The 13,287-nt window shown below is 73.2% G+C and carries 13 protein-coding genes; 8 read left to right on the top strand and 5 right to left on the bottom strand.

Annotated elements, in window-relative coordinates:
• Nucleotides 1–67: 67 nt before the first annotated feature.
• On the bottom strand, nucleotides 68–1,576 hold the full coding sequence (locus E4622_RS18855; protein WP_134741000.1) for a potassium/proton antiporter: 1,509 nt from the start codon (nucleotides 1,574–1,576) through the stop codon (nucleotides 68–70).
• A gap of 112 nt (nucleotides 1,577–1,688) precedes the next feature.
• On the opposite strand from E4622_RS18855, the gene E4622_RS18850 reads away from it, so the two are divergent.
• Nucleotides 1,689–3,164: an FAD-binding protein gene (locus E4622_RS18850; protein ID WP_134740999.1), complete on the top strand. Its 1,476-nt coding sequence runs from the start codon at nucleotides 1,689–1,691 to the stop codon at nucleotides 3,162–3,164.
• Between the two features lie 124 nt (nucleotides 3,165–3,288).
• Nucleotides 3,289–4,476 carry a pyridoxal phosphate-dependent aminotransferase gene (locus tag E4622_RS18845; RefSeq protein ID WP_134740998.1) on the top strand — a complete coding sequence of 396 codons (1,188 nt, stop codon included), beginning with the start codon at nucleotides 3,289–3,291 and terminating at the stop codon, nucleotides 4,474–4,476.
• 88 nt (nucleotides 4,477–4,564) lie between these two features.
• Here the strand turns inward: E4622_RS18845 and E4622_RS18840 are convergent, their stop codons facing one another.
• Nucleotides 4,565–5,911: a YncE family protein gene (locus E4622_RS18840; protein ID WP_209021961.1), complete on the bottom strand. Its 1,347-nt coding sequence runs from the start codon at nucleotides 5,909–5,911 to the stop codon at nucleotides 4,565–4,567.
• Nucleotides 5,912–6,039: 128 nt separating this feature from the next.
• Between E4622_RS18840 and E4622_RS18835 the strand changes: the two genes are divergently transcribed.
• The 3 genes from E4622_RS18835 to E4622_RS18825 are packed head-to-tail and all read left to right on the top strand — an operon-like array spanning nucleotide 6,040 to nucleotide 8,794.
• A complete protein-coding gene (locus tag E4622_RS18835) occupies nucleotides 6,040–6,516 on the top strand; it encodes a hypothetical protein (RefSeq protein WP_134740997.1) in 477 nt (158 codons plus the stop codon).
• Complete coding sequence (locus E4622_RS18830) at nucleotides 6,513–7,439, top strand: hypothetical protein (RefSeq protein ID WP_134740996.1); 927 nt, start codon at nucleotides 6,513–6,515, stop codon at nucleotides 7,437–7,439. The genes E4622_RS18835 and E4622_RS18830 overlap by 4 nt, the downstream gene beginning before the upstream one ends.
• Nucleotides 7,436–8,794, top strand: a complete 1,359-nt coding sequence (locus E4622_RS18825) for a hypothetical protein (RefSeq protein WP_134740995.1) — start codon at nucleotides 7,436–7,438, stop codon at nucleotides 8,792–8,794. Before E4622_RS18830 ends, E4622_RS18825 begins: the two co-directional genes overlap by 4 nt.
• An 8-nt stretch (nucleotides 8,795–8,802) precedes the next feature.
• Here the strand turns inward: E4622_RS18825 and E4622_RS18820 are convergent, their stop codons facing one another.
• Nucleotides 8,803–10,212, bottom strand: coding sequence for a VWA domain-containing protein (locus E4622_RS18820; RefSeq protein WP_134740994.1), 1,410 nt, complete (start codon nucleotides 10,210–10,212; stop codon nucleotides 8,803–8,805).
• Nucleotides 10,209–11,072, bottom strand: coding sequence for a MoxR family ATPase (locus tag E4622_RS18815; RefSeq protein WP_134740993.1), 864 nt, complete (start codon nucleotides 11,070–11,072; stop codon nucleotides 10,209–10,211). The genes E4622_RS18820 and E4622_RS18815 overlap by 4 nt, the downstream gene beginning before the upstream one ends.
• 114 nt (nucleotides 11,073–11,186) lie before the next feature.
• On the opposite strand from E4622_RS18815, the gene E4622_RS18810 reads away from it, so the two are divergent.
• From E4622_RS18810 to E4622_RS22905, 3 genes are all read left to right on the top strand, one after another.
• A complete protein-coding gene (locus E4622_RS18810) occupies nucleotides 11,187–11,552 on the top strand; it encodes a hypothetical protein (RefSeq protein ID WP_134740992.1) in 366 nt (121 codons plus the stop codon).
• A gap of 129 nt (nucleotides 11,553–11,681) precedes the next feature.
• Nucleotides 11,682–11,921 carry a DUF6458 family protein gene (locus tag E4622_RS18805; RefSeq protein WP_134740991.1) on the top strand — a complete coding sequence of 80 codons (240 nt, stop codon included), beginning with the start codon at nucleotides 11,682–11,684 and terminating at the stop codon, nucleotides 11,919–11,921.
• Between the two features lie 14 nt (nucleotides 11,922–11,935).
• Nucleotides 11,936–12,076 carry a hypothetical protein gene (locus tag E4622_RS22905; protein WP_167736099.1) on the top strand — a complete coding sequence of 47 codons (141 nt, stop codon included), beginning with the start codon at nucleotides 11,936–11,938 and terminating at the stop codon, nucleotides 12,074–12,076.
• Nucleotides 12,077–12,085: 9 nt separating this feature from the next.
• On the opposite strand, the gene E4622_RS18800 is transcribed toward E4622_RS22905, so the two are convergent.
• Entirely contained in the window at nucleotides 12,086–13,219 is a 1,134-nt protein-coding gene (locus E4622_RS18800; RefSeq protein WP_134740990.1) for a hypothetical protein, read from the bottom strand.
• Between the last annotated feature and the right edge of the window lie 68 nt (nucleotides 13,220–13,287).

The raw sequence follows: 13,287 nt of genomic DNA, 5'->3' as shown, positions 1-13,287 counted from the left end.
CGTCCGTCCCGGGGGTTGAGGAGGTTGCGCAGCAACCGTCTCGAAACCCGGTGACCCGGCCGACGACCTAGTCCCGGACGTCCGGCTCGTCGAGCCACTGGGCCAGGCGGCCGCCCCGGCTGACCTGGCGCAGGCGCTCCTCGGTGCGCTCGCGCAGCTTGCGCGGGGTCACGACGAGCACCTCGTCGCCGTGGCGCAGGACCGAGCGGCGCTCGGGGACCTTGGCCTCGCCCTCGCGGATGATGAGTGACACCGAGGCCCCGGGCGGCAGTCGCAGCTCGCCCACCTCGACGCCGTGCATGAGCGACGCCGGGCTGATCGTGATCTGCAGCAGGTCGGCCGCGACCCGGTCGAGCGGTGCCGCCTCGAGCTCGAGGTCGCGGGGCTCCGACCGCCGGGCCACGCGGAGCACCCGCGCCACCAGCGGCAGGGTCGGTCCGGTGAGCAGGGTGTAGATCACGACCATCACGAAGACGATGTCGAAGAGCTGCTCGGCGTCGGCGACGCCCTCCGACAGCGGGATCGTGGTGAAGACGATGGGCACCGCGCCGCGCAGGCCCGCCCAGGACAGGAAGCCCAGGTCCCGCCACGGCATCGGTTGCACCACCGCACTCGCGAGCACCGAGAGCGGGCGGGCGACGAAGGTGAGGATCAGGCCGGCGGCCACGGCCAGGCCCACCGTCTCCAGCGAGATGCGGCCGGGTGACAGCAGCAGCCCCAGCATGACGAACAGCCCGATCTGGGCCACCCAGGCGATCCCCTCCGAGAACGAGCGCGTCACCCCGCGGTGCGGGAGCTCGGAGTTGCCGAGCACCAGCGCGGCGACGTAGACCGCGGCGAATCCGGAGACGTGCACGGCGGCGCCACCGGCGTAGGCGAGCATCGTGAGGCAGATGACCGCGATCGGGTAGAGACCCGACGAGGGCAGCGCCGCGCGCCGCATGACCCAGGCGCCGCCGAAGCCCACGGCGAGCCCCAGCAGCACGCCGCCGGACAGCTCGAAGAGGATCTCCAGGAGCATCCGCCAGATGCCCTCGTCGGCGGCCGCGCCCGTCGACACCAGCACCACCAGGACGACGGTGGGAGCGTCGTTCAGCCCGGACTCCGCCTCCAGCGAGCCGGTCAGCCGCCGTGGCAGCGGCACCGTGCGCAGCACCGAGAACACTGCGGCGGCGTCGGTCGCGGACGTCACCGCGCCGAGCAGCACCGCGGTCTCCCAGGACAGCCCGAGCAGGTAGTGCGAGCCGAGGGCGACGACGCCGACCGACACCGCGACCCCGATCGAGGCCAGGGAGACGCCGATGCGCATCGACGGCTTGATCTCGCGCCAGCTGGTCGTGAGCCCGCCCTCGGCCAGGATCAGGACCAGCGCGGCGAAGCCGAGTGCGTGGGCGAGCTCGGCGTCCTCGAAATCGATGCCGAGGCCCTGCTCGCCCAGCAGGACGCCCATGAGCAGGTAGATCAGCAGGCTGGGCAGGCCGGCGCGCGAGGAGAGCCGCACCGCGAGGACGGCCAGCAACGTGACGCCCGAGCCCAGCAGCAGGAACGTGTCGAGCTGGTGGACGTCGAAGCTCATGTCACCTCGTCCTGCTTTGGCGGGGCGGCGGAGACGCAGTCTATCGGTGCGGCGCCCCTCGCCCGGACCGGTCGCCGTCGCGTGAAACTGGAACATGTTCTACCTTTGCTCCATGAGCACCAAGGGCACCGCCGTCCCCGACGTCCTGCCTGCGGGCGACCTGCCCGCCGACGTCGCGTCGTACGACGTCGTGGTGGTCGGCTTCGGGATCGCCGGTGGCTGCGCGGCGCTGGAGGCGGCCCGCGCCGGTGCCTCCGTGCTGCTGCTCGAGCGGGCGGCCGTGCACGGCGGCACGTCGTCGATGTCCGGCGGCCACTTCTACCTCGGCGGGGGCACCGCGGTGCAGCAGGCGACCGGCCAGGAGGACTCGGTCGAGGCGATGTACGACTACCTGCTCGCCGTGTCGAAGGACCCCGAGCCGGACAAGATCCGGGCCTACTGCGACGGCTCGGTCGAGCACTTCGACTGGCTGGAGGCGCTGGGCTTCGAGTTCGAGCGCAGCTTCTACCCCGAGAAGGCGGTGATCCAGCCCGGGACGCAGGGGCTGATGTTCACCGGCAACGAGAAGGTCTGGCCATTCCGCGAGCAGGCGCGCCCGGCTCCACGTGGCCACAAGGTCCCGGTGCCCGGCGACACCGAGGGCACCCGGATCGTCATGGACCTGCTTCGCGACCGGGTCGCGGAGGCGGGCGTCACCGTGCGCTACGAGACCGGCGCGACCAACCTGGTGGTCGACGACGCCGGCGCGGTCGCCGGGGTCGCCTGGCGCTCCTTCGACGAGACCGGCTTCGTCGCAGCCGCCGCGGTCGTCATCGCCGCGGGCGGCTTCGTGATGAACCCCGACATGGTCGCAGAGCACACCCCGGCCCTCGGGTCCAAGCTCTTCACGCTCGGCTCGACCTACGACGACGGGCTCGGCATCCGGCTGGGCCAGTCGGTCGGCGCCGAGCTCAAGCACATGGACGAGCCGTTCATCACCGCGCCGCTCTACCCGCCGTCGGTGCTCGTGAAGGGCCTGCTGGTCAACCAGGAGGGTCGGCGCTTCGTGGCCGAGGACAGCTACCACTCGCGCACGTCGCAGTTCGTGATGGAGCAGACCGGCTCGGCGGCGTACCTCATCGTCGACAGCGAGCACGTGGAGTACCCCAAGATGCCGCTCGTCCCGCTCCTCGACGGGTTCGAGACGGTCGCGGAGATGGCCACCTCCCTCGGTGTCGCGGAGACGACGCTGCAGGAGACGCTCGACCGCTACAACGAGCACGCCGCGCGCGGCGAGGACCCCGACTTCCACAAGGCGCCCGACTGGCTGGCGCCGCAGTCGGTCGGCCCGTGGGCGGTCTTCGACGTGCGCCTGGGCCACGCCCTCTACGCCGGCTTCACCCTCGGCGGCATCCGGGTCACCGTCGACGGGGAGGCCCAGCGCCCCGACGGCTCGGTCGTCCCGGGCCTGTACGCCGCCGGCGCCTGCGCCTCCAACCTCGCCCAGGACGGCAAGGGCTACTGCTCCGGCACCCAGCTCGGCGAGGGGTCGTTCTTCGGTCGACGGGCTGGTGTGGCCGCCGCCCGTCGCGCCGCCTCCGGCGGTTGAGGAGGTTGCGCAGCAACCGTCTCGAAACCCGGTGAGACGAACGCGGCGTCGGGGACACCTCCGGGGGTTTCGAGACAGGCGCCAGCGCGCCTTCCTCAACCCACGGGGGGTTAGCCTCACCTCCGTGACCGACCGCCTCCTGGTGGCGCAGCGCGCCAACGTGCCGCCGTTCCACGTGATGGACCTGCTGGAGGCCTCCGCGCGGCGCCAGCGCACGCACGGCGACGTGCTCAACCTCCTCGCCGGGCAGCCGAGCAGCGGGGCGCCGGCGCCGGTGCGCGACGAGGCGGTGCGGCTGCTGGGCAGCGGCGACCCGCTCGGCTACACGCCGGCGACCGGGATCCTCGAGCTGCGCGAGGCGATCGCGGGTCACCACCGCCGCACGCACGGCATCGAGGTCACCGCCGACGACGTCGTGGTGACCACGGGCTCGAGCGGTGGCTTCCTGCTGGCGTTCCTGGCGGCGTTCGAGGTCGGCGACCGCGTGGCGATGGCGCGGCCGGGATACCCCTGCTACCGCAACGTCCTCAGCGCCCTGGGCTGCGAGGTCGTGGAGATCGCGACCGGTCCCGGGACCCGCTTCCAGCCGACGGTGGCCCGGCTCGCCGAGGCCCACGAGCGCACGCCGCTCAAGGGGGTCGTGGTCGCCAGCCCCGCCAACCCGACCGGGACCATGCTCCTGCCCGCCGAGCTCGCGGCGATCGCGCGGTGGTGCGACGACAACGCCGTCCAGCTGATCTCCGACGAGATCTACCACGGCATCGAGTACGCCGGCCTCGACGGCGGCGAGACGCTCGCGCGCTCGGCGTGGGAGACCAGCCGCGAGGCGGTGGTGTTCTCGAGCTTCTCCAAGTACTTCTCGATGACCGGCTGGCGGATCGGGTGGATGCTGGTGCCCGAGCGGCTGCGGCGCGCGGTCGACGTCCTCACCGGCAACTTCACGATCTGCCCGCCGGTGATCGCCCAGCGCGCCTGCCTGGCGGCCTTCGACGACGCGACGTACGCCGAGCTCGACGGCCACGTGCGCCGCTACGCGGAGAACCGCCGGCTGCTCCTGGACGCCCTCCCCGGCCTCGGCGTCACCCGGCTCGCGCCGGCCGACGGCGCGTTCTACGTCTACGCCGACGTCGGCCACCTCACCCAGGACTCGATGACCTTCACCCACGACCTCCTGGCCCGCACCGGCGTCGCGCTCGCCACCGGCGTCGACTTCGACACGACTGAGGGTCACCACTACGTCCGGCTCAGCTTCGCCGGCCCCCGCACCGACATCGAGCAGGCCCTCGACCGCCTCCGCCGCGACTGGACCTAGCTCGCCTCGTCGGGATAGTCCCTCACAAATTCGTGGGTAGGAGGTCTCTCAAAGCACTCGGACGTGAGGGACTATCCCGGCGGCGCGCTCATCCGCCCGCAGGGCGCTCCCAGGCGGAGAGGGGAGAGGTGCGGGTGGGGGCCGACGAGGTGGCGTGGCCGAGGCGGGCGAGGAGGCCACGGCGGACGACGCCGTTGCGCACGCGCTGGGGGTGGTCGCCGACCTTGGTGGTGCTGACGACGCGGGCGGTGCGGTAGCTGATCCGGGAGACCGTGTCGGAGCCGGACCAGGAGATGTAGCAGTAGCGCCCGTCCCAGCTCGGGGTCACCCAGTAGGGCTTGAGGCCGCGCTTGATGAGACGGCTGTGCCGGCCCGTGCGCGGGTCCACGACCGTCGCGTAGTCCGACATCGTGCCGGCCACGCACAGCCGTTTGCCCGTCGGGTCCATGGCGATGCCGTGGTGGGCGGAGTCGAGCAGGTACTGCTCGCGCGGGGTGTTCGGGACCAGGTTGGGCAGGCGGCGTACGCGGGTGATCCGGCCCGTACGGCGGTCCAGCTGGACGAAGCCGTGGAAGAAGGACAGCTGCAGGTAGATCTTCCTCTCGTTCGGCGAGAGCGTCATCGGGCGGACCGCCGTGCTGACCTGGTCCAGGCCGCGCGCGTCGAGCGCCTTGCGCAGGTCGTAGCGGCGCACGACCTTGAACGTCGTGGCGTCGACGACCTGCAGCACCCGGTCGTCCTTCGTGGCGTCGAGCGCCGGGTCGTCGAGCGGGCTGTAGACCATGCCGATGCTGGCGTGCAGGATGCGGCGGCCGCCGTCGATGAAGACGCTCTCGTGGGGGGAGCCGCCCGAGGGGAAGCGGCCCACCTCCTTGCCGTCCGCCACGCGCAGCACGTGCACGACGTTGCCCGTGGACGCGCTCACCACGACGCGCCGGCCGTCCGGTGAGATCGCCATGTGGTCCGAGCGCACCCCGGCGACGGCGAAGCGCCAGACGATCCTCTTCGTGCGCAGGCTGATCGCGACCACGTCACCGAAGGACGGGCGCGAGACCACGACGAGGCGGCCGTCGCGTGAGGAGTACATGTCGTCGACGAGCTGGTCGTTGCCCTCGCCGATGAGCTCGCGGATGGCCAGGAAGTAGGCGAGCCGGTAGGGGTTGGTCGCGATCTCCTGCATGCGGGCGGCGTAGTCGGGCACGACGTCGATCCGGGCGACCCGGCGGAAGGTCCTCGGGTCGAGCACGTCCGCCGTGCCCTCCCAGTTGTTGCCGACGAACACGACGCGCCGCACGTGCTTGGACACCGCCGCGGGTCGCGGCTCGGCGGCGACGGCCGCCGCGGCCTCGGCGGGCGCGGACAGCGGCCCGAGGGCGGCGCCCAGCGTGAGGACCAGCGCGAGGACCAGCGCGCGAGCGGGTGCGGAGCGCAGCATGGGGACTCCTTCGTGACGGGCGACACCATGATCGGGCGCGCAGAAGCGTTTCGGGAGAGTTCAACGAGGGAAAGCGCAGAACGACACGAACAGGCAGAGCACCAACCAGGCGGAGCCAGGCGGAGGGCGTGACGATGTACGGCGACACCGACGTGCTGCGCAGGCGCGCCGACCAGCTGCGGGAGCAGGCCGTCGACGTGCGGATGCTGGCCGACCAGCTGGTCGCGCAGACCGAGAGCCTCGGCTGGACCGGCCGGGCGGCCGAGAGCATGCGGCTGCGCGTGCAGGAGCGGGCCGGCCACCTGCGGGCGGTCGCCGGCGCCCACGACACCGCCGCCGACTCGCTGGACCGGCACGCCCAGGACGTCACCACGCTGCAGGACGCGATCGCCGAGCGGGAGCGCACCGCGGCCTCGCTCGTCGCCGACGCCCGCACCCGGGTGGCCCAGGTCGAGGCCGCCAACGAGGAGGCCGACGCCGCCGTACGCCGCGTGGCCGACGCCGACGACCTCGCCCTGGCCGCCGTCACCCTGCCGCCCCCGGGCCACCGGGACTGGCTGACCGTCGAGCTGCCCGGACTCCGCGACGACTCGAGGACCACATGACCACCATCGACCTCAGCACGCCTCCGCCCCCGCCGGTCGGGACTCTCGAGGCCCTCCCCCGCCGGGCCACGCTGACGCTGGCCGAGCTGCGCCTGGTCGCCGAGCACGCCGGCGGCGCACCGCTGCCGTTCGACCTCGCCGCCCCGCCCGAGGCGCCGCCCCTGGAGGGCCGCCTCGGCCAGACGCGCGGGACCTCCGAGGACCAGGCGTACGCCGACGCGGTGGCCACGCTGCACGAGGGCTCCGACTCGCTGGGCCGGCGCGGGCTGATGGTCGGTGGCGTGGTCGACGAGGGCCTCGTCGGCGCCGTGGGCCTGCTGGCCACCCCGACCCTGGCGCTGGACCTCGACGTCACCGCCGACTCCGTGCAGGCCAAGTCCTGGCACCGGCAGGCCGGTGACGCGGTGGCGACCCTGGCCACCGTCGACGGGATCGTCTTCGAGCTGGCGTGGTTCCCCACCGCCCACTGGCCCTCCGAGCTCGCCCGGGTCGCCGTGGTCCCCGAGGACCTCGCGCTGCGCGACTCCGTCGTGCCCGACGAGGTCGACCTTCCCTACGAGCTGGTCGACGCCGCCGTCGAGGCGGCCGCGGCCTCGCGCAACGACCTGCTGCCCGTCCTCGCCTCCCAGCACTCGCAGGCCGCCCGCGACGCGGCCGGCCGCGCGCTGGGCGAGTCCGAGCTGGTGGCGATCCTGACCGCGCTGGTCGGCGAGACCCAGGGGCGCCTGCGCGGCATGGTCGCCGACGTCTCGACCGAGTCCACCACCGTGGTGGGGGTGGTCTCGTGGGTGCTGCTGGCCGACGGCTGGCGCGCCCTGTGTCCCCACCTGGAGCACGAGGTCCTGCGCGTGCGCGTCCAGCGCGTCGACGCGGCCGACCTCGCCCCCCACCTGGCCCCGGTCCTCGCGGAGGTGTCCCGATGAACGACGACGAGACAAGCCAGGAGTCGGTCACGGCCGCCGCCGCCCGGGAGGAGCGCGAGGTCCCGACCACGCAGGCCGAGGCCCTCGACCTGGCCGACAAGTACGACCGCATGATGCGCCTGGCCGACCACTTCGACTCGGCCGGCGAGGAGATGCGGGAGCGCGCCAGGCTCGGCTCCGACATCGTCGACGACCCCGAGCTCGTGGCGTCCGCCGAGCTCTCGCCCGCGACGCACGCCCAGGCGGAGGAGGACATCCGCACGGCGACCACCGGCACCCGCGGCCTGCTGACCCGCTCCATCGAGCTCGACGCCGACGCCCTGGTCCTGCGCGCGACCGTGCTGACCTACCGCTGGATCGACGAGCTGCAGGTCGCGGCCTACCAGACCCTCGGCTCCATCGCCGGGCGCGCGATCGGCTACCTCGCGCCCGAGGTGGCGCTCGGCGGCGCGATCGTGTCGGCCGGCCTGATCGAGACCGACGCGCTCGACCGCGACGGCGTGGCGGCGTACCTCAACGAGCTGGCGGAGAAGAACCCCGAGCTCATGGAGCACGTCACCAGCGGCGGCGGCGGGCTGCTGGACGGCCTCCAGATGCGCTCGCTGCTCACCTCCGGCGTGTTGTCGGGCGAGGAGGGCCGCCTCGCCGGCCGAGGCGGGCTGCGGGCCATGGGCGTGCCGACCCTGGCGGCCGACTTCGGGGCCGCGCTCCGCGACACCGCCGGCGGCCTCGTCGAGGCCACGCCGACGGCCGAGCCGCTCGTCGCCGACGCGGCGGCTCCCCGCACGCTGGCCGACCTGATGTCCGCGCTCGAGCACGCCGCCACCAGTGTGGTCGTCCACAAGGTCACCGAGGGCCGCTACATCGCCTACCTCCCCGGCCCCTCGACCGGCGACGGGCGCCGGCTGCGGCTGGTCGGCGGCGACCGCACGGAGTACGCCGCGCAGGTGCTGCAGGCCATCGAGTCCGCCGTGGAGGGCGACACCGCCGCCCACGTCATGCTGGTCGGGTCCGCCCAGGGCGGGGTGACGGCCGCCGAGGTCGCCGCCGGGCTGCCCTCGACGGCGTTCGTGATCGACCAGGTCGTCACCGCCGGGGCGCCGTCGGCCCACGTGCCGCGGATCCCCGACGGCACCCGCGTGCTGTCGTTGGAGGACCGCTCCGACCCGGTCGCCGTGCTCGGCTCGCTCATGAGCGCGGGCGCGAGCAACCGGCTCACGGTGGTCTTCGACAGCGCCGGGCGCAACGGCGAGAGCATCTACGTCACCGGCGGCCGCGCGGCCGACACCGCCACGCACCCCGAGCTCCGCGCCGAGATCTCCCGCATCCAGTCGCTCGGCTACCTCGCGGGCTAGGGCCTCGATCAGATCGCGAGGTCGTGCACGAACTCGGCGAGCTGGGTGAGGTTGCGGCACTCGACCATCGGCACGATCTCGCCGTACGTCGGCGCCGCGGAGTCGCCGGTCCCCCAGTGCCGCCGCGCCTCGGGGTTGAGCCACCAGGCGTGCCGGGTGGAGTCGGCGAGGCGCTGCAGCACGTCGGCGTGGAGGTCGCTGTAGTTGGAGCGGGCGTCGCCCAGGATCAGCAGCGACGACTTGGGACCCAGGGCATCGGGGTGCGACTCCTCGAACTTCGCGAGCGCCCGGCCGTAGTTGGTGCGGCCCCACAGGGCGGCGTGCGAGGTGCTCGCCGCGAGGTCGGCCATCACGTCCACGACGTCGGCGCCGGGCCGGAAGTGGTGGGTGACCTCGTGGACGTGGTCGATGAAGGTGAACGCACGCACCTTCTGGAACTGGTCCTGCAGGGCGAAGACCAGCAGCAGCGTGAACTGCGCGAAGTTGGCGACCGAGCCGCTGACGTCGCACAGGACGACGAGCTCGGTGCGGTGCGGCCGCTTGGGCTTGTGGTGGGTGACCAGGGGGACCCCGCCGGTGGACATCGAGGCCCGGACCGTACGCCGGAAGTCCAGCGGCCCGCGTCGGCGCGCGTGGTGCTCCTGGGTCAGCCGCGTCGCGAGCCGGCGCGCGAGCGGGTAGATCTCCCGGCGCATCTCCTCGAGGTCGGACTTGCGGGCCGCGGTGAAGTCGAGCCGGTCGATGCTGGGCTTGATCGCCACGGTGGCCACGTGGTCGGGGCCCTTCTCCTCCGCGATCCGGCGCCGGGCGTCGTCCTCGACGCGACGCGTGAACGCGCCGATGCGGCGGCCCGAGGTGCGCTGCGCCTCCTCCTCGGTGCGGCCCTCGGCGAGCAGCGCCGCCATGATCCGGTCGAGGAGCTCCTGCGGCGCGACCCGCTGCATCGCGGTGTACGCCGACCAGGACGACAGGCCCGGGCCACGCCCCGGCATGGCGCCGAAGCGCCCGACCATCTCGGCGGCCAGCCGTAGCAGCCGCTGCTCGTCATCGGCGGTGAGCGCCTCGACGAGGTCCTCGCGGAACGACGCGAGCGCCTGGGCGTTGTCGCGCGCGCCCGGCCCCTCCCCCGCCGCGTCCTCGTCGCTCGGCGCCGCGCCCGCGCCGACGAGGCGCGGGAAGTAGATGTCGAACAGCGCCTCGAACGTCGGGCGCTGCACCTGCCGCTTGACCAGCGTGGCGGCGTAGGCGTCGCGGATGACGACGCGCTCGGACCAGTCCAGCGCGGTGAGCGCCGCGATCGCGTCCAGGTCCTCCGCCAGCGAGACGGGCAGGCCGGCCCCTCGTAGCGCCTCGAGGAAGGCGATGTGGCGGTCGACCAGCCCCGAGGCGGCCGGCGCCGGACCGGTGCCGGGAGTCATCGCTTCAGCCGGAGCTCGCGGATCGCCCGGTCGTGGTCGGAGGCGTGCTTGAGCACGACGCCGAGGGTGTCGTTGACGGCCTTGTCGTCCAGGTCGCGGATCTCGAGGGCGATCAGCGTGCGTGCCCAGTCGACGGACTCCGCGATCGACGGCGCCTTCTTCAGCTCCAGCTCGCGCAGCCGACCGACGGTCGCGACCAGCTGCCCGGCGACCTTGTCGTCCAGCCCGGGCACCTGCGAGGCGACGATCTCGCGCTCCCGCTCGGCGTCGGGGTAGTCCAGGTGCAGGTAGAGACAGCGCCGCTTGACGGCCTCGGAGAGCTCGCGGGTCGCGTTGGAGGTCAGGAAGACCAGCGGGCGACGTACGGCGGCGACCGTGCCGAGCTCGGGGATCGTCACCTGGAAGTCCGAGAGCACCTCGAGCAGCAGCCCCTCGACCTCCACGTCGGTCTTGTCGACCTCGTCGATGAGCAGGACGGTCGGCTCCTCGCGGCGGATCGCCGTGAGCAGCGGCCGCGTGAGCAGGAACTCCTCGGTGAAGATGTCGTCGTGGGTGGCCGACCACTCCTGGTCGCCCGACGAGGCCTGGATGCGCAGCAGCTGCTTCTTGTAGTTCCACTCGTAGAGCGCGCGCGCCTCGTCGAGCCCCTCGTAGCACTGCAGCCGCACCAGCTCGGCGCCCGTCGCCCGCGCCACGGCCTTGGCCAGCTCGGTCTTCCCCACGCCGGCGGGCCCCTCGATGAGCATCGGCTTCTCGAGAGCGCCGGCGAGGAAGGTGGTGGTGGCGGTGGCCGCGTCGGCGAGGTAGCCCGACGCGGTCAGTCGCTCGGCGGCATCGGCGGGTGAGGCGAACCAGGTCATGCCTCATCCTCGCCTACGACGGCAGCGACGGCGGGTCGGCGTCGGTCCGTGACCCCCGTGACCCCGCCTCGGATCCCTCGTTGGACTGCAGAGCGAGCGGCGGGAGGTGCCGACATGGGACGCAGACCGCCCCCACGCCACGCCGTCGCGCTGACCGTGGTCAAGTCCGTCGTGCTGGTCGCCGTCGTCGCGCTCGGCTTCGGTCTCGTCGGGGGCACCGGCCCGGAGGGGCCTGCGGGGCAGCCGCCGGCGAGCACGGTGGAGGCGCGCCGGCCCACCGGCGCCCTGCTGCGCGCCATGGACCGCCACGACTGCGTCGAGGTCGACTTCGACGCCGACGTCCAGCCCCGCTCCGCGCTCGTCCGCCGGCACGGACGGCTGCTCCAGGTGTCCTTCGAGGAGGGCTGGGAGGTCTTCACCGAGCGCCGCCCGGGCCGGTTGCTCGCCCTGTGCCTGGACGACCTCCCGCCGGTGGGCTAGTCCACCGGCGGCGCGCCGACCCGCATCTTGCCTGGTCAGAGGCCTCTATCGATGTTTCACTGGACGGGCGACCGGGTATCCGGCCGGGGTTGGTCCCACGGAAGGGACCACGGAGCAAGGGAGCTCGACATGGGATACGGACTCGGAGCTTTTCTCCTCGTCGTGGGACTCGTCCTGGCGCTGGCCGTCCAGGACAGCATCAACGAGGTCGACCTGCAGATGGTGGGCTGGATCTGTGCGCTGGTGGGACTCGGCGTCATCATCCTCTCGGCCGTCACGATGAACAGCGGACGCCGCGCCCGCAGCACCGCCACCACCGTCCACCCCGACGGCAGCCAGACCGTCAGCGAGCGCCGCACCGAGATCTGAGCCCGGAGCGACACGTGCCTGACCAGGCGATGGCCGCCGCCGTCGACGTCCGCGGACACGAGCACCAATGGATGCTCAGCACCGTGGACTACGACGACGGCGGCCTGTCGGTCTCCCAGTTCGACTGCAGCTGCGGCGGGGTCACCTTCCGCTGACCCGTCCGCTCACGACGACGGCGACGGCGACGCCGGCGGCTCGTCCGGCGGAGCCAGGTAGAAGCCCGTCGCCGTCCCGATGACGACGTACGCCAGGGCGCGGGTGAGCGGGCGCAGCCCGGCCCCCTCGGACGGGAGCGGGATGTCCCCGGTGTCCTCGGCGGCCACCACCAGCGACAGCGCGCGCGTGGCCTCCGTGGCCAGCGTCGCCCCCGGCGCCTGCGGCAGTCCCGCACCCTCGACCAGCTCGACGCCGTCCAGCGCCTCGTCGAGGTCCTCGAGCTGGCCCTCGGTCCGGGTCTGGAGGACGACGGCCACCAGCTCCCCCGACGACCTCCGCTGCCCGCCCTCGTCGTAGCGGCCTGTCGCCGACACCAGCAGCGCCTGGCGACAGCCGGCGAGCTCGGGCACGTCGCCGGCGACTCGCAGCGCGGACGCGGCGGTGTCGCAGTCGACCACCTCCAGCACAGAGGCGTCGATGCCGATGGGGAAGTCCCCGGTGAGCCCCTCGTCGCCACCGTCGACCTGCGCCGCCGTCCGATCCAGCCAGGCGCCGCGCGGCTCGGTGTCACCGACGATCTGCAGCACCAGCAGGCCGATGCCCGACCAGGCGACGACCAGCACCGCCGCCGCGACGGACCGCCGCCACCACGATGGGCGTGAGCCGAGGATCGACATCGCGAGCAGCACGATCGCGAAGTTGCCCAGCAGCCCGGCCAGCGCCATGGACGTGAACACCTCGCCGGTGTCGGCGAGGCCACCGCCGACCGCCTCGTTCAGGGAGCGGGCGAGACGACCGCCGTTGTTGCGGCCAGGCATCGTGCCCCAGAGGAACAGGGCGACCGGCGACAGCGCCACGACCGCGGCCCAGCCCCCCACCCGCCCGTGGCGCTTGAAGACTCGAGCGACTCCCAGGCACCCCAGTGGGAAGACCGCCCAGAGGGTCACCAGGATCGCCACCAGCCGCGCGTGGTCGGCGTCCGCGGCGAGGTAGAGCCACGGCGCCACCGTCATGGCCCACCAGCGGCCGGCGACGGCCAGCCCCACCAGGCCGGCGAGCAGGCCCACGACCATGAGGAGTGCGACCCACCACCTCGTCTTCGGCGCGTCCGGGGACCGGCGCCTCTTCACCTTGATGGCCACGGGGATCTCCTGGTCGGGGGCGGTCGGGCGAAGCCTAGGGACCCCGCGGACGCCGCAGGGGAGGGGCC

This window comes from Nocardioides sp. 503 (assembly GCF_004522095.1).
Lineage (GTDB): Bacteria > Actinomycetota > Actinomycetes > Propionibacteriales > Nocardioidaceae > Nocardioides.
This window is presented reverse-complemented; position numbering and strand designations above follow the sequence as displayed.